A 16,303-nucleotide genomic window follows, 5' to 3' on the forward strand; every position below is an offset into this window, starting at 1 on the left:
ATAACTTTTTATACGATTCTGGATGCATTTCTAGGTTTTGTCCATCTCTGCTGAAATCAGCAATGGATTTCCTATATAATATGAATCATTTCGCTTAAAGTGAGTCATTCAATTTAGGCTTTTTATTAGGTAAAAACGGTGCTTTATGTTCAACGCTTCCTCGACTCGTTTAAATAAATACATCAGAGAAAGTGGTATTTGCTCTCGAAGAGACGCTGACCGCTTTATTGAACAAGGCAATGTGTACATCAATGGCAAGCGTGCTGTGATCGGTGATCAAGTGGTTGCTGGAGATACGGTAAAAGTTAACGGCCAGCTCATTGAGCCGCAAGAAGCTGATGACTTTGTTTTTATTGTATTGAATAAGCCAGTCGGTATTGTAAGCACTACGGAAAGCTCTGAGAAAAACAACATTGTTGATTTTGTCAGGCATAGCGACCGTATTTTCCCGATAGGCCGCTTGGATAAAGATTCCCAAGGTTTAATCTTTTTAACCAGCAATGGCGATTTGGTCAACAAAGTGCTACGTGCTGGTAATAATCATGAGAAAGATTATCTGGTAACAGTGAATAAGCCGATAACGGATAGTTTTATTGAAGGTTTAGCGGGTGGCGTGCCTATTTTGGGGAGGATGACGAAAAAATGTCCTGTTACCAAGGTGGCGCCCACCGTGTTTAAAATCACCCTAGTGCAAGGTTTGAACCGCCAAATCCGTCGCATGTGTGAGCATTTTGGCTATGAAGTCGTAAAGCTTGAGCGTACACGGATTATGAATGTGAATCTTAAGGGTATCCCGGTTGGAGACTGGCGAGACTTAACCCCAAAAGAGATGTCTGTTTTACTTAAATCTATAGAAGACTCTTCTTCGGAAGACAGTACTCCGCCCAAGAAATCTCGTAATACACCACGAAAAAAACCTCGTACTAATACCTCGTCAAAGCCAAAAGCGTCTTCAAAACCAAAGGGCACTGGAAAGGGGGGTACTAAACACGCCAAGGACGGTGCTAGAAAACCAGCGGACTCTAAAGGTAAAAATAGGCGTCCTTTTGGTGATGGCAACAAACCTAGGGGTAAAGGCAAACCTGCTGCAAATGGTAAGCGCCCATCAAAAGGTCGAGGTTCTAAGCGGTAGTGATATTAGTGGTATTCGCGATCATAGATTGATGTGTAGTGGCCAACTAATTTAGAACGGGATAAACCTTTGAGGTTTTGATAAAAAAAGCCTTATCGCTCAGTACTGTAGCCACGCGTGTCATAAGATCATCAAGCAGTATAGATTGAAAGGCTCAATGTCCAGACGTGGCAATCACTACAGGCATAGCCTTCCGTCTTGCACTCGGAGGAAGTGTCTCCCAGATACTTCTTATTCCTTGCTCATTTGATAACGCGCCCAATATTAGCTAGCGTGTGGACATCGGCTGATTAACCCAAGCGGCAAACCAAAAGCTGAGGGCTAATATTATAGCGCAAGCAATGATAGCCCAAACTGCCACGCCATAGGACATCGTACTTGACCAAAGCAAAGCAATGGCTACAGGTGCAAAGGCTCTGGCAAGTGTGCTGGGAAAGTTTAATAAGCTATTAATCGCACCATAAGCGCGGCGGCTCAGCATTTCAGGTACCACCAGTCCTCGCACGATGGTAAAGATACCATTACTCGCGCCATAGACAATACACATCGTGGTAACGACCCACATGCTTGTAGGCCATAACGCCAGAACAATAAACACCAAGGGAAATGCGGCGACCACAATGCTGCCTATGCGTCGCATGGACACCCCTGAGCCAAAGATGCTGATTAGGATTCGACCCGCCACCTGGGCAGGGCCGATGGTGGCGATGGCCCAAACCACATTACTGGTAGACAATCCATTCTCAAGCAATAGCGGATACATGTGAAAGGTAAAGGCGGTGAACGCACCGGCATAAGCCGTTAGCGAAAGCATTAACAACCAGAAAACTGGCTTGTGAAATGCAGCCTTAACTTCTTGTTTATCCGTTGTCAGCACGTTTTTTAGATCTGGGTAGTCAAAATGGATAGCATCTTTTTCGGGTCGGATAAAACCAAAATACGCAATCGTACAAACTACCCCATTGATAAGTGCTAATACCAGCAAGGCATCGCGCCATCCCACATGGTCCAATAAGAATTGCACTAGGGGGATAAATATAGTGCTGGCAAATCCGCCCCACAGCGTTATCGCGATAATGCCTGTTCGGGCTTTGCCCACTCCAGTCCTGCGAGCAATCACGGCAAACGCAGGTTCGTACAGCAATGCTGCCTGTAAGGCGCCGATGCTAGCAATCAGAAGATAAAACCCCAATAAACTATCGATTTGTGACCAAAGTGCCAGCAGTATCCCCGCCATGAGCGACGCACCACCCATAAGCACCCTGCCGTAGCCTTTATCGACAGCAACACCTACGGGATAAGCTAAAAATCCTGCCAGCACCAACCCAAGCGTGGCAGCGCCATAGACATCTGTTTTCGACCAACCCAGCTCCACCATCATCGCTTCGGCAATCAAAGGGAAGCTGTAATACAGCGACCCCCATGCGCATAATTGGCCGACCCCGAGCGCGGTGATAAGTGCTCGCGGACTATCCGCTTTTGGCGAGCCAGAAGATTCATCCGTGGCATTAACTTGAATATTGGACATTTGAGTATTTACGAAGCAACAAGCAAGTTCTCAGTCAAGGCGTCCGTTACCGAACGCAGCTGCTCGTAACCGGTCTTCATTAAGAATGTTGGCGCTCTGCCATAGCTTTTCATACCCACAATGAACACGTTTTTATCGGGATGTGCCAACTCCTCGGCACCGTGTGCAGGTACAGAACCGCAACTGTGCTCGTTTGGGTCAATCAAAGGTGCTAGCTTAACAGGGCTGCCCGTCGCCGGATCAAGCGCAAGGCGTAACTCGGAAAGTAGTTGTAGATTGGGTCGAAAGCCAGTGGCAACGATGATTTCATCTATCGGTGGCAAAGCTTGTTCTTTACCCTGCACGACGAGGCCTTCGGGGGAGCGAATAATATTATTAATTCGAATACCTTGATGCAGCTCAATGGCACCATCGTCCAAGAGCTGGCGTACTTTTAAGACCAACTTGCCTCGCTGTTCCAGCTGATCGTTTTCTCCTCCCGCCAGCATACACCCTAAAGAAGTCCCTCTTACCGCCCAAAGCACACGGGTATCAGGCGCCGTATCTGCCAGCGTAACCAAGTCTTGCAGGGCATTGAAGGCAGAGTGCCCGCCACCGACCACCAAAACACGCCGGCCGCTATAGCGTTTACGCGCGCTACCTAATACATCGGGAATGCCGTAAGTGATATGCTCATGACTTTGCTGCTCACCCAAGGCCGGCACACCGTTGGCACCCATCCAGTTGGGGGTAGTGTAGGTTCCAGACGCATCAATCACCGAACTGGCCAATACATCACGCTCGCCATTGGGCCCGCTAACACGCAATAAAAATGGTGAGCCATTACGTCCTTGCGTTTTCATGACGTCGTGCTCCGCCTTACTTACTGCCAAGACGCGGCTATTTAAGTGTAGGCACGGCTTGATTTGCGGTAATTTAGACAATGGCTCCAAGTATTGATCCAGTAGCTCTTGCCCAGTAGGGTACACATCCGGTTGCGGCGCTGTCCAGCCATTAGCGGTCAATAACAGTGCCGCCTCTTTATCGATATTAAAGCTCCACGGAGAAAACATCCTAACATGGCGCCATTGGTTAATGCTCGATCCGGCTTTGGCACCTGCTTCCAGTACCATGGGGGTAAGCCCCCGACTTAGCAAATGAGCGGCGGCAGCAAGTCCAATAGGGCCCGCGCCAATAATTACTACGGGATGAGTGGTTTGATTCATGCAATACTCCTGATATCGATATAAATAAAAATAGCGTTGCTGCTAGTCTGTATCTGGTTCGAATAACTTATTAGCTCGCACACCGTACCGTTCCTCGGCAGCCCTTGCCAGTTGCCTTAATAATGTTAATGAAGCTTGGCGCAATTCAGGTGCGAGGGTTTCAATCATGGCGCGCTCCTCGGCTATCAAGTCAGCTCGAATAACTTGGTAGAGTTCCAGTCCTGATTCCGTTGACTGAACTCGAATAGCTCGACGATCATCCGCATCCTCAACGCGAACGACATAACCCTTACGCTCCAACGCATTAACAACCCGGCTGGTAGTACTCTTATCCAGATACATGTCTGCAGCGAGCGATTGCAGTCGTAGCGGTCCGCGCTTGACCAAGGTTTCTAACGCATAGCATTGAGCTACGGATACATCATAACTGCAGATATGGCCACGATCACGAAACTGGTAGACCCGAATGAGCTCATTTAAGGCTTCATAAAGGTCTTCAGCATCGCGGGTTAATGTATCAATAGGCATGGCTATTCCTTATGGTTGTTAGTAGCAACTATAAGGTAGTTTTCTACTGATGACAAGGTATTCCTCTAAGAAATACTCATATGTTGCTAACAGCACGATAAAGACACTTACTTTGAAAGTGAACCGCCCCGACTTTATCAGAGGCTGATTTAATAGAGTCGGACTGCAATGCCTGACAGGATTAAACTATCACAATACTGTTTTTCAACATCAAAGGGTAGTACATAGCCAATCGTGCTATGAAAACGGGTTTTATTGAACCTGAGAAGCGTTAAAAATTGATTAATTATCGATTTAACTTTGCAAGACGAGAACTGTGCTCGAAGTGATACCCATTTAAAGGTTGCCAGTTTAATGTCATTAACGCCAATCCAGCTCTCTTTGAAGTAATGAATTACTGTAGCCTTATATAGCCTATTTTGTAGTGGTAGCGATACTCAAAAGGCACCGATTCTCCTCCAAAGGATAGCGCCTATGTAGATAATGACTTTTGATCAAGTAGAGCATACAAGCAAGGTTAGCAAACAAGGTAAGTAGTGATATAATTCCCCGATAATCGATATTTTATTAAAGGGTTACCTTATGGCTCGTACAGCTAGCGCATTACACATTTTAGTAAAAGACAAAGAACTGGCTGATGACATTATTGCCAAGCTTAAAAAAGGCGCTCAGTTTGATGTGCTGGCTAAGAAACATTCGACCTGCCCATCAGGTAAAAAAGGTGGCAACTTAGGGGAGTTTAAAAAAGGCCAAATGGTATCAGCGTTTGATAAAGTCTGCTTCAATGGCGAACTTTTCACCCCACATTTGGTAAAAACTAAATTTGGCTGGCATGTGGTCAAAGTCCTTTACAGAACGTAAGAATTAGATTTGATAAGCACTAAAGCCAGGCAACCTAAGCTGCCTGGCTTTTCTGATCGTTAATATTTGTTTTTTCTTTATCTGTTCGCTAAAAGGCCACATATAATAAACCTAAAAAGGAGAGTTAAAACATCAGAAAATAATGAATGAAGAAAAACAGATAGGAATAATGAAGGAATTTAAAGCTGATTATCGTCAACTATCAAAGAACCTTATTAATTATGACTATTATAGTGGTTATTCATTATCGGTAATTAACCCTAAAGAAGAACATATAATCAACACTGCTAATAACGAAGCTAGCCATGCATCATCATCACTGATGAAATATGTCATGCATTTACTGCTAATTGTTGATTTGATTTTTGAGTTAAATAAAAAATAGTGGTAGTGTTCTAAAAAGTATGCTAGCGGGAAAACCTCATAAAAGATCCGTGTTTCTTTCTCTGGTTTTGCAAGGTTTACAAAGCATTAAAAATTGTTCAGATTTTAAGCAGCATACTTTTTGATACACCACCAAAATAGTGTATTAGTGAAGAGCTTTCAGTCGGTCATTAAGTTTTTTGATTCCTTGCAAATATTGACAGCATATAGCTTTAGACCCTATGACAGCATGAATAATGTCCATTACACCAGTTTTTTAGTTAAAATCACTATTTTTTGAGTAGGCTTGTTAATGAGACTGGCAAAAATTATTTATATGGAATAGAAAAAATAATTTATGAAAAATGAAACTAAAACCCCACTTGCTTTTAGAAGATACCCTTCGACAACTGCTTTGCAATGTTTTGAGACGGCTGCTAGGCACTTAAGTTTTACTAATGCTGCGCAAGAGATGCATATGACGCAAAGCGCCATTAGTAAGCAAGTCGCTCAGCTAGAGGAGATGTTAAACCTCTCACTTTTTTATCGTACACCGCATCGAATATCTTTAACGCCAGCAGGTAAGACTTATTATCTTGAAGTATTGGATATTCTCAAACATATCGAAGCGGCGACTACTAGCTTAATGTCAAATAGTGATAACTCAGAGATACTAAAAATCGTCTCACATCCCACCTTTTGTGCTCGTTGGTTGATGCCTGCATTAAAAGGTTTTGGTAAAGCACAGCCGCTGATCAATTTAAGTATCAAAGAACTTGCTGGTCCTTTTTTTGTTGAAGATCAAAATGTAGATGTTGCTTTTTTATATGGCAACGGAATATGGAGCGGTATGGAGGCGATCAAATTATTTGATGAATATAGTGTGGCTGTCTGTAATCCTGATTATTTAAAAGATAAAGCACCATGCACCAGCAACATAGACAGCTTCATCCTATTGCAACTCAGCTCACGACCTAGCGCATGGTATGAGTATTTTAAACAGCAAGACATTAGTATCGAAGGTACCTTTGTAGGCCCACGCTTTGACACTTTTCATACGACTATCTCCGCTGCTTTACTCGGCTATGGTATCGCACTAGTACCATTACGCTTAGTTGCTCCAGAGTTACAGTCGGGTACACTCGTGACAGCATGGAGCTATGCTGCGAAAGGAAGGGGGGCTTATTACCTATCTTATCCTTTATCTTTAGGTCGCTCGCACAAAGTAAAAGTCATTTTAGAATGGGTTTCAGCTTATCTTGAAAAAACAGCTGAGCAAAACTTAGATTACATACTATAACCTATAAAGTGTATTGTTAATTTTGAGCTATCAATAAGCTTAAAAATACTACTGATAGAGAGACAAACTAGCCGGTTTTTTATGGCAATGAATTAAAGGAATGGCGTCACAACTATTATTCGTTTGCTGATGAGACAGAGTTTTGCTGAAATGAATGTCTAACTCAAGGAAGGTAAGAGATGCTCATGGAACCGCTATACAATGTCACCGATGCTTTTACGATGGTACATCCGTTGACTTTAACCAAAGGTAAAAATGCAAAGGTTTGGGACGACAAAGATCGCTGCTACATTGATTTTGTAGGCGGTATTGGGGTCCTAAACTTTGGCCATTGCCATCCTCATATCGTCAGTGCGATTATCACTCAAGCACAGTCGCTCATTCATTATGCTTACAATGCAGCGGCTCATATGCCGTATCAAACCTTTATGCCAAGATTGTGCGAGCTCATTCCTATCAAAGGTGAGCTCTCAGGCATGCTCACAAATTGCGGTGCAGAAGCGACCGAAAACGCCATAAAAATTGCTCGTATGAAGACAGGCCGCACAGGTGTTATTGCCTTTGATGGTGGCTTTCATGGCCGTACGCTTGCAGCGGTTAATCTAAACGGTAAGGTTGCTCCATACAAGAAAGGGTTAGGTCCTTTAGCAGGTGGCGTTTATCACATTCCTTTTCCAAGCTCTGATAATGATATTAGTGATCAGCAAGCTATCGATGCCTTGGATCGTTTATTTTCGGTAGAGACCGATATTGACAACATCGGTGCCATTATTGTGGAGCCAGTACAAGGAGAGGGTGGTTTTCAGTTAATGTCAGTGACATTTGCCAAATATCTGCGCGACTTTTGTGATAAGCATGGAATCTTACTGATTATGGATGAGATTCAGTCTGGTTACGGTCGTACTGGTACACCCTTTGCCTTTACGCATTTAGGGATTGAGCCTGACATGATATTGCTGGGTAAAAGTATCGCTGGAGGCTTGCCATTGGGTGCGGTGATAGGCAAGGCTAGTGTGATGAATGGTTTGCCAAAAGGGAGTTTGGGTGGTACTTATTCAGGTAATCCAGTAGCGTGTGCTGCTGCGAATGCGACTATAGATATTATGCAAGAAGATGAGGTATGGCAATCTGCTAATCATTATGCAGAGACTATCGAAGATAGCGTAACTCAGTGGCAGCAACAAGGAGTCTCCCCGTGGTTGCATGGACTCACTGGAGTAGGGGCTATGCGTGGTATAGAGCTACGCCATCCTGCTTATGGCACTCACCCAAGCGTGATGTCTTATGTGCTGAAGCAAGCTAGAGAGCGGGGGTTACTACTAATGCCAAGTGGGAAGCATCGACATATTATTCGCCTGTTACCCCCACTGACGATTGAATCTGAAACCTTAGCGTCTGGACTCGATATTTTAAAAGAAGTACTCGCTGCTATCCCTAATGAAGCACCGAAGCTATAGCGATGACTTTGGATACGAGACGACTTTTACCTAAAAAAATATTCTAATTTAAAAGGACTCATACTTGTGAAAAATATATTTATAAGCAGTGATGATATTCGCCATGATTTCTCTATAGCGATGTCAGAGATGTACCAAAAAGAAGTGCCATTATATGGTGACCTTATCGATTTAGTAACTGAAGTAAATACAGAAGTGCAAAGCGAGCAGCCTGAGGTTAAAGAACAGCTTGAGCATACTGGAGAGATTAATAGGCTTAATCTGGAGCGCCATGGTGCAATCAGATTAGGCACCGAAGCTGAGCTGAGTACGATGCGTAGGCTTTTTGCAGTGATGGGCATGCACCCTGTTGGCTACTATGATTTGGCACCAGCTGGTGTGCCGGTGCATTCTACGGCTTTTAGAGCGATTGAAGCGCAGTCACTCCATAAAAGCCCCTTTCGTGTGTTTACCTCATTATTACGCTTAGATCTAATCACTGATGAGGTCCTAAAACAGGAAGCGGCAGACGCTTTGGATAACCGCAATATATTTACAGATAATGTAATTAGTCTGATTGAACGCTTTGAGGAGCAGGGTGGTCTAACGGCTGATGAAGCTAAGCGGTTTATTAAAGAGGCCTTAGAAACCTTTCGTTGGCATGATAAAACACCAGTCTCAAAAGAGCTGTATCAAAAGCTATTAGCACAACACGGACTCATAGCGGATGTCGTTGGTTTTAAGGGGCCTCATATCAATCACCTGACCCCTAGAACCTTGGATATAGATGCGGTGCAGGCAGGCATGCAAGCAAAAGGCATTCCGCCAAAAGCTATCATAGAGGGGCCACCAAGACGAGATTGTCCTATTTTATTACGACAAACAAGCTTTAAAGCGTTGGAAGAAGCCGTTAGTTTTGAGAACGCAGAAGGTGGCTATGATACCGGTTATCACACTGCACGTTTTGGTGAGATTGAACAGCGAGGTGTGGCTTTAACCCCTAAAGGGAGAGAGTTGTATGACAAATTACTTAATCAAGCTCGTAGTCAGTTAGGCGTGACGCCGAATGCAAATAATGCTTCAGAGTACTATCAAATGCTAGAAAAAACATTTTTAGCGTTCCCAGATGATTATCAGACATTACATGATGAGGGACTAGCTTATTTTTACTATCAAGCGGTTAATGATGCTGAAGATGCGAGTAGTGTTGGTTCTAAATCAGGTCTAAATAATTTAGAGGGAAATGGTTCAAATGACTCTTCCTCAAAGCAAGCCATGACTCATTTGATTGAGCAGGGTGTCGTTCGTCTTGAACCTATCGTCTATGAAGATTTTTTGCCAGTAAGTGCTGCAGGGATTTTTCAGTCCAATCTTCATGATGACAAACAAAGTAGTTATGAGGGTAACTCAAACCAACAGGAGTTTGAGCGCGCATTGGGTGCACGTGTACACGATGAGCTTGAGCTATATCAAGCGATGCAAGCCCAAAGTCTTGAAGCGTGTTTGATGGCATTAAATAGCCATGCTTAGTGTGGCAGTAGATGAAAGTATCATATTAATAAGAGAATTATTTGAGCAGCATTCCAAAAAGGAATGCTAGTAGGAGATTAATTATTTTGCAACTTAGTTTGCTGCAAGGTAACTTAATAAGTCTTCCAAGGAAGTATAAATCAATATAAAAGGATGAGTTATGATTAAGCAATATATGTCCGCTATGGGTGTCAAAGAAGAACAATACCAAGATGGCGACTTTGAGGTTAACAGCCCTATAGATGGTTCTGTTATTGGTAAGATTACCCTAGACAGTGTTAATGATGTCGATACCAAGATTGCTAACGCTAAAAAAGCCTTTAAAGAGTGGCGTGTAGTTCCTGCTCCAAGACGTGGTGAGTTAGTTCGCCTGTTGGGTGAGGTGTTGCGTGAGCATAAAGAAGACTTAGGAATGCTAGTGTCCTTTGAGGCAGGCAAGATTAAAGAAGAAGGTCTAGGCGAAGTACAAGAAATGATCGATATCTGCGACTTCGCAGTTGGGGTTTCACGTCAGCTCTATGGTCTAACGATTGCATCAGAGCGTCCAGGCCATCATATGCGTGAGACATGGCATCCACTTGGTGTAATTGGCGTTATCTCTGCTTTTAACTTCCCAGTTGCGGTTTGGTCTTGGAATACAGCGCTGGCTATCGTCTGTGGTAATCCTGTGGTTTGGAAGCCGTCAGAAAAATCTCCTTTAGTCGCTTTAGCATGTCAGGCAATGTTTGAAAAAGCCTTAGCCAAATTTGGCGATGCGCCAGATCATCTCTCACAAGTATTATTAGGTAAGACGGATGTCGGTAACGCTTTGGTTGAAAATAAAGATGTCGCCTTAGTTAGCGCAACGGGTAGTACCCGTATGGGTAAAGAAGTAGGACCAAAAGTTGCAAATCGCTTTGGTAAGTGCTTGCTTGAACTTGGTGGTAACAATGCCATGATCTTGGCGCCAAGTGCAGATTTGGATCTTGCGTTACGTGGGATTTTATTCTCAGCAGTTGGTACAGCAGGTCAGCGTTGTACGACATTACGCCGTGTATTCGTGCATGAGTCTGTTAAAGACGATATCTTGCCACGAATTAAATCCGCTTATGAAACTGTCACTATTGGTCACCCATTAGAAGGCAATCTGGTAGGTCCGCTTATTGATGAAGATAGCTTCAATAATATGCAACAGGCTTTGGAAAAGGCAAGAGAAGCGGGTGGTAAAGTTACTGGCGGCGAGCGGGTACTCGAAGATAAATATCCTAATGCCTATTATGTGACACCGGCCATTGTAGAATTCGATGAGCAAAATGACGTTGCTAGAAGCGAGACCTTTGCACCCATTCTATATGTGATGACTTACAAAGAATTTGATGAGGCGATTGAGATGCAAAACGATGTGCCTCAAGGCTTATCATCATGCGTATTTACCAATGATCTGCGTGAAGCTGAAACCTTCTTGAGCGATCGCGGTAGTGATTGTGGTATCGCTAACGTCAACATTGGTACCAGTGGCGCTGAGATTGGCGGTGCATTTGGCGGTGAAAAAGAAACGGGCGGTGGTCGTGAGTCAGGATCGGATGCTTGGAAAGTCTACATGCGCCGTCAGACTAATACTATTAATTACTCAAAAGAGTTGCCACTGGCTCAAGGTATCAGTTTTGGTTAACTCAAACTTTAATTGTTGATGAGTAAAGGATGGTTTTATTCGGTTGAGCGCACTTAGCTTGCGCTTAACTGTCCTCAGCCTAACCTGTGCACTATCTAAGCGCTTTTGTAATCTAATTGTGGAACGTAAATTAGGTTGTAAAAATAGCGTATAGCCATCTGAATTAGTATTAATTCTTAACTTTCATTTCTAAATTTTATTCGTTTCTCAAAGTCTATTTTGTTTAGTGTAATAGTGTGCTTTTAACGAAGTAACTGACTATTGTTTTGACTAGTTTTTAAGGTAGTCCATTTGGAGAACTGACTTAGTTCGTCAGGTTATTTTTAACTGTTCGATTATTAAAGCTATGCTATGAAAATATACCAATGGATTTGGTTGTAACTACTAAGGATAGGTAGATATATTATGATTGCAGATAAACAAAAAAAGCCACATGACCCTGATATCGATGGTTATGATCCTTCTTCTAGCTTCCTGCTAGATATTGCCCCGCTCATATTAACGGCCATTATTCTAATGGTGCAATTCTTCGTCTTTAAGGACTTTACTCCTCATATTCCATTAGCTTGTGGCATCTTAATCACTGGTTTATTTATGAAGATGCGCGGCCGCAGTTGGGACGGTATGGAAGAGCGTTTCTTAAAGGTCATAAAAATTGGTCTGCCAGCCATGATCATCTTGATGGGTGTAGGGATGCTAATCGGTGCTTGGATTATTGCAGGTACTGTTCCCACTATTCTTTATTACGGTTTTAGTGTCTTTTCTCCATCTTCATTTTTAGTCTCTGTTTGTATTATTTGTGCCATCATTTCTGTTGCAACGGGCACCTCGTGGGGCACGGTTGGCACGGTCGGTTTGGCTATGATGGGTATTGGTCTAGGATTAGGCATTCCACCATCATTAACTGGTGGTGCTATCGTCTCTGGAGCTTTCTTTGGAGATAAAATGTCTCCTTTGTCTGATACTACTAACTTAACTCCAGCCGCTGCCGGTATTGAACTTTGGGACCATATCCGCGGTATGTTGCCTACCACTATTCCAGCTATGATTACCGCTCTGATTATCTATGCTTGGCTTGGCATGGGCTACGGTGCAGAAAATGTTGATTTATCTTCTATTAAAGAAATTCAAACCTCTCTAGCAGCTAATTATAACCTGAGTATCATTACTTTATTACCTGCTCTTGTCGTAATCATTGCAGCCGTTATGAAAATGCCAGCTATACCAACCGTACTATCAGGCGTCGTAGTGGCAGGTTTGATCGCTTTTACTATGCAAGGTGTGGGGGTTAGTGACATATTTAATGTTCTGCAAAACGGTTTTGTTAGTGAAACTGGTTTTGCTGTCGTCGATCAACTGTTGTCTAAAGGCGGCGTTATGTCAATGACTTGGGTCGTGACCTTGACCATCTTTGCCTTAGCCTTTGTCGGCTCAATCGAGCATTACGGCACATTGAAGGCCATTATGGCTAAAATTAATAAGATGATTAAATCGAGAGTGGGCTTAGTCTTAACTACTTATGCCAGTACGCTCGGGGTCGGTACACTCATTGGTGACGTCTATACCACTTGTGTTTTACCAGGGCGTTTATTGCAGGATAAGTACAAAGAAATGGGCTATAAGCGTACGACTTTGACTCGCTCTATCGAAGATGCTGGTACGCTTTTATCACCCCTTATTCCTTGGAATATGGGCGGTAGCTTTGTCGCTGCGACTTTAGGTATTGCGACTTTAACTTACGCCCCATTCGCTTTTGCCTGTTGGCTATCTCCACTATTTGGCTTGCTATGGGTCTTCTTGAATAAGTTTATTCCTCGCGAAGAACCTACTGCTAACAATAATGAGAGCATGCTCTCTACTGCACAATAATTATAATATATAAGGAGTATGAGATGTTGCAAGAGCAATGTTTGTGGAGCCTCACTGCTCCTAAGATTAATCGCTATAATAAACTTAAAAGTGATATGGAAACTAGCGTCTGTATTATTGGTGGTGGCTATACAGGGTTATCAGCGGCAATACATTTAGCCGAAAAAGGCATAAAGGTTATCCTGCTTGAGGGCCAAACTATTGGTAGTGGAGGTTCAGGGAAAAGCGTAGGGCTGGTCAATGCAGGGACTTGGGCACGGCCCGATGATCTGAACGTTGCTCTAGGCGAATCAGCAGGTGAATGTCTGACGACAGCTCTTGGAGAGGCGCCAAACTTAGTGTTTGATTTAATCAGGCGTTATGATATCGATGCGCAAGCGACTCAAGCTGGTAACCTTCATATGGCCCATAACGCTAAAGGAGAGGCTGATGTTGATATTAGGTATGAACAATTGCAGCGACGTGGGGTAAATGTTGAAGTGCTAACAGGCAGTCGTTGCCATGAATATTGTGGCACTACTAGTATTAATAAGGCGCTATTAGATCATCGTACTGGCACATTGAATCCTTTGGCTTATGTAAATGGTCTAGCTAAAGTAGCGACTAGTCTTGGTGTTACTATCTATGAGCAGTCTGCTGTTGATAGTTTAGAGAAATCTGATGGGCAATGGTATGTAAGAACACCTGAGGCTAATGTAAAAGCAGAGCGTGTCATTATCGCTACCAATGCCTACACTGAAGGGGAATGGACTGAGGTTACTAAGACTTTTTACATGGTATCTTACTATCAGATTGCCTCTGAGCCTTTAACTGGCGAGCTAGCAGATCGAATCTTGCCTTATAAAAATGGTGCTTGGGATACTCGTTTGGCCTTGTCCAGTTTTCGCCGTGATCATGATAACCGCCTTTTACTTGGAACAGTAGGCGGGAGAGCCTTTAAGTCTAAATCTTTTTATCAATCATGGGCAAATTGTGTACAAAAAAGCTATTACCCTTATTTGCCTAAGTTTAATTGGCAGTATGAGTGGTATGGTAATTTTGGCTTTACTCAAGATCATATTTTTCGGGTACTGGAGCCAGATGAAGGTATCTTAACAGCAACTGCCTATAATGGTCGTGGCATTACCACAGGAACCCTAATGGGGAAATGCTTTGCTGACTATATTCTGACCGGAGATAGAAGCAGTATTCCCTTACCCTTTAAAACATTAAAGGAATCAAAAGTTGCTCTACCAGGTATGAAATCTGGATTTACCGAGTTAGGACTTACTTTATATCATGCAGGGCAGTGCTTAAGAATCATTAGGTAGAAAAGTATCAATATGAAAACGACCTATGCAATATTTTATAATTAGGTGATTTTTCTATTTTTTATCATAGTAAGGAATATGTCTAGTGAAAGAACTTCTAAAGCCATCTCAAGCCATCATTGAGGCCCTTATACAATCGCTACAAGAAAATTATGGTTATGATTCCAGCCAAATCAAAACCGATAGCGAAAGCTTAGAACATTGGGGTAAAGACTGGACCAAGCACTTTGCCCCTAATGCTGCGGCCATCGTTTTTCCAAAGACCACCGAGCAAGTACAAGCCATCGTCCTACTTGCTAATGAGCACAATGTCGTACTGACCCCAAGTGGCGGTCGTACTGGATTGTCTGCTGGTGCAGTGGCAGCCAATGGCGAGATTGTGGTTAGTATGGATAAGATGAACCATATTGGTCAGTTCTATCCTGCCGATCGTATGGTTGAAATTGAAGCAGGCGTCGTCACTCAACAACTACAACAATTTGCCGAATCAAAAGACCTCTACTACCCAGTTGATTTTGCCTCAGCAGGCTCAAGCCAAATCGGCGGCAATATCGGTACCAATGCTGGTGGTATCAAAGTCATTCGCTATGGCATGACCCGTCAATGGATTATGGGGCTGACCGTGGTCACGGGTAAAGGCGACATCTTGCAGCTTAATCGCGGTATGGTCAAAAACGCCACGGGATATGATTTGCGTCAACTCTTTATTGGTAGCGAAGGCACGCTCGGGCTTGTCACCCATGCCCAAATCAAGCTTGAGCGTCAGCCACAAGACTTAAACGTCATGGTGCTCGGCATGGACAACTTTAATGATGTGATGAATGTCTTGTCTGCCTTCCAAGCGAAGATTGATTTAACCGCTTTTGAATTCTTTGATGATGTGGCGATTGATAAACTGATGGCACACGGTCAAGTACAAGAACCGTTTGAATCGCGTACCAAGTTTTATACGCTGTTAGAGTTTGAAGCGCCATACGAGCCAATCATGGATAAAGCCATGGCCATATTTGAGCATTGTATGGAGCAAGGTTGGGTCGTCGATGGAGTCATGAGTCAAAGTATTGCACAGGCTGAAGAGCTGTGGAAACTGCGCGAATATATTTCTGAGACCATCTCGGTATTTACCCCTTATAAAAACGACGTGTCGGTATTAATTAGTTATGTTCCTGAATTTATCGCTGAGATTGATCATATCGTCAGCAGCAATTATCCTGACTTTGAGGTGTGCTGGTTCGGTCACATCGGTGATGGTAATTTGCATCTTAATATCTTAAAACCTGAAAATATGAGCAAAGATGATTTCTTTGCCGAGTGTCAAATCGTCAATAAGCATGTGTTTGAGACGGTACAAAAATATGGCGGCTCGGTATCTGCAGAACATGGCGTGGGGATGACTAAAAAGCCGTATCTAAACTATAGCCGTAGCGAGGCTGAGATTGACTATCTGCGTGAGGTCAAAAAAGTCTTTGACCCCAATAATATTATGAATCGTGGTAAAATTTTTGATATGTAGTAGAGAGCTGTTTCTATTGTTATTGTCAATGATAGGTGCGAGTGATAAACAATATAAAACGTCAAGGATAGATACTA

General features: G+C 43.2%; 13 protein-coding genes. 10 read left to right on the forward strand and 3 right to left on the reverse strand.

Annotated features, from left to right (window positions below):
• Nucleotides 1-145 precede the first annotated feature (145 nt).
• On the forward strand, nt 146-1,132 hold the full coding sequence (gene rluF / locus ACT3TU_RS07480) for a 23S rRNA pseudouridine(2604) synthase RluF (protein ID WP_192529830.1): 987 nt from the start codon (nt 146-148) through the stop codon (nt 1,130-1,132).
• A 268-nt stretch (nt 1,133-1,400) separates the two neighbouring features.
• Here the strand turns inward: rluF and ACT3TU_RS07485 are convergent, their stop codons facing one another.
• From ACT3TU_RS07485 to ACT3TU_RS07495, 3 genes are read right to left on the reverse strand one after another with little or no spacing between them, the layout of a single operon-like run.
• Nucleotides 1,401-2,660, reverse strand: a complete 1,260-nt coding sequence (locus tag ACT3TU_RS07485) for an MFS transporter (RefSeq protein ID WP_192529825.1) — start codon at nt 2,658-2,660, stop codon at nt 1,401-1,403.
• An 8-nt stretch (nt 2,661-2,668) separates the two neighbouring features.
• A complete protein-coding gene (locus ACT3TU_RS07490; RefSeq protein ID WP_192529755.1) occupies nt 2,669-3,865 on the reverse strand; it encodes an FAD-dependent oxidoreductase in 1,197 nt (398 codons plus the stop codon).
• Between the two features lie 42 nt (nt 3,866-3,907).
• Nucleotides 3,908-4,393 carry a MarR family winged helix-turn-helix transcriptional regulator gene (locus tag ACT3TU_RS07495; protein WP_192529754.1) on the reverse strand — a complete coding sequence of 162 codons (486 nt, stop codon included), beginning with the start codon at nt 4,391-4,393 and terminating at the stop codon, nt 3,908-3,910.
• Nucleotides 4,394-4,975: 582 nt separating this feature from the next.
• Between ACT3TU_RS07495 and ppiC the strand changes: the two genes are divergently transcribed.
• The 9 genes from ppiC to ACT3TU_RS07540 all read left to right on the forward strand — a co-directional run bounded on the left by ppiC (nt 4,976) and on the right by ACT3TU_RS07540 (nt 16,226).
• Nucleotides 4,976-5,254 (forward strand): peptidylprolyl isomerase PpiC, encoded by a 279-nt coding sequence (ppiC, locus tag ACT3TU_RS07500; protein WP_192529753.1) that lies wholly within the window; start codon nt 4,976-4,978, stop codon nt 5,252-5,254.
• Nucleotides 5,255-5,396: 142 nt separating this feature from the next.
• Nucleotides 5,397-5,639 carry a hypothetical protein gene (locus ACT3TU_RS07505; protein WP_192529752.1) on the forward strand — a complete coding sequence of 81 codons (243 nt, stop codon included), beginning with the start codon at nt 5,397-5,399 and terminating at the stop codon, nt 5,637-5,639.
• A gap of 336 nt (nt 5,640-5,975) precedes the next feature.
• Nucleotides 5,976-6,917 (forward strand): LysR substrate-binding domain-containing protein, encoded by a 942-nt coding sequence (locus tag ACT3TU_RS07510; RefSeq protein WP_444784210.1) that lies wholly within the window; start codon nt 5,976-5,978, stop codon nt 6,915-6,917.
• 185 nt (nt 6,918-7,102) lie between these two features.
• Entirely contained in the window at nt 7,103-8,374 is a 1,272-nt protein-coding gene (locus ACT3TU_RS07515; RefSeq protein ID WP_444784211.1) for a 2-aminoadipate transaminase, read from the forward strand.
• A gap of 120 nt (nt 8,375-8,494) precedes the next feature.
• The gene (gene hglS / locus ACT3TU_RS07520; protein ID WP_444784222.1) at nt 8,495-9,883 is read left to right on the forward strand and encodes a 2-oxoadipate dioxygenase/decarboxylase HglS; all 1,389 of its coding nucleotides are present in this window, start codon (nt 8,495-8,497) and stop codon (nt 9,881-9,883) included.
• A 160-nt stretch (nt 9,884-10,043) separates the two neighbouring features.
• Entirely contained in the window at nt 10,044-11,534 is a 1,491-nt protein-coding gene (gene amaB / locus ACT3TU_RS07525; RefSeq protein WP_444784212.1) for an L-piperidine-6-carboxylate dehydrogenase, read from the forward strand.
• A 405-nt stretch (nt 11,535-11,939) separates the two neighbouring features.
• Nucleotides 11,940-13,403: a Na+/H+ antiporter NhaC gene (gene nhaC, locus ACT3TU_RS07530; protein ID WP_444784213.1), complete on the forward strand. Its 1,464-nt coding sequence runs from the start codon at nt 11,940-11,942 to the stop codon at nt 13,401-13,403.
• A gap of 23 nt (nt 13,404-13,426) precedes the next feature.
• Nucleotides 13,427-14,713, forward strand: coding sequence for an L-pipecolate oxidase (gene amaA, locus ACT3TU_RS07535; protein ID WP_444784214.1), 1,287 nt, complete (start codon nt 13,427-13,429; stop codon nt 14,711-14,713).
• Nucleotides 14,714-14,828: 115 nt separating this feature from the next.
• Nucleotides 14,829-16,226 carry an FAD-binding oxidoreductase gene (locus ACT3TU_RS07540; protein ID WP_444784223.1) on the forward strand — a complete coding sequence of 466 codons (1,398 nt, stop codon included), beginning with the start codon at nt 14,829-14,831 and terminating at the stop codon, nt 16,224-16,226.
• The last annotated feature ends 77 nt before the right edge of the window (nt 16,227-16,303 follow it).

It is taken from the genome of Psychrobacter sp. AOP3-A1-26, assembly GCF_052378235.1.
Classification (GTDB): domain Bacteria; phylum Pseudomonadota; class Gammaproteobacteria; order Pseudomonadales; family Moraxellaceae; genus Psychrobacter.

Bases quoted from the DNA above. Each gene is read 5' to 3' on its own strand.
- amaA (WP_444784214.1), top strand. From the start codon at position 13,427: ATGTTGCAAGAGCAATGTTTGTGGAGCCTCACTGCTCCTAAGATTAAT.
- ACT3TU_RS07510 (WP_444784210.1), top strand. From the start codon at position 5,976: ATGAAAAATGAAACTAAAACCCCACTTGCTTTTAGAAGATACCCTTCG.
- ACT3TU_RS07485 (WP_192529825.1), bottom strand. From the start codon at position 2,660: ATGTCCAATATTCAAGTTAATGCCACGGATGAATCTTCTGGCTCGCCA.
- ACT3TU_RS07515 (WP_444784211.1), top strand. From the start codon at position 7,103: ATGGAACCGCTATACAATGTCACCGATGCTTTTACGATGGTACATCCG.
- ppiC (WP_192529753.1), top strand. From the start codon at position 4,976: ATGGCTCGTACAGCTAGCGCATTACACATTTTAGTAAAAGACAAAGAA.
- ACT3TU_RS07490 (WP_192529755.1), bottom strand. From the start codon at position 3,865: ATGAATCAAACCACTCATCCCGTAGTAATTATTGGCGCGGGCCCTATT.
- rluF (WP_192529830.1), top strand. From the start codon at position 146: ATGTTCAACGCTTCCTCGACTCGTTTAAATAAATACATCAGAGAAAGT.
- nhaC (WP_444784213.1), top strand. From the start codon at position 11,940: ATGATTGCAGATAAACAAAAAAAGCCACATGACCCTGATATCGATGGT.
- ACT3TU_RS07495 (WP_192529754.1), bottom strand. From the start codon at position 4,393: ATGCCTATTGATACATTAACCCGCGATGCTGAAGACCTTTATGAAGCC.
- amaB (WP_444784212.1), top strand. From the start codon at position 10,044: ATGATTAAGCAATATATGTCCGCTATGGGTGTCAAAGAAGAACAATAC.
- ACT3TU_RS07505 (WP_192529752.1), top strand. From the start codon at position 5,397: ATGAATGAAGAAAAACAGATAGGAATAATGAAGGAATTTAAAGCTGAT.
- hglS (WP_444784222.1), top strand. From the start codon at position 8,495: ATGTCAGAGATGTACCAAAAAGAAGTGCCATTATATGGTGACCTTATC.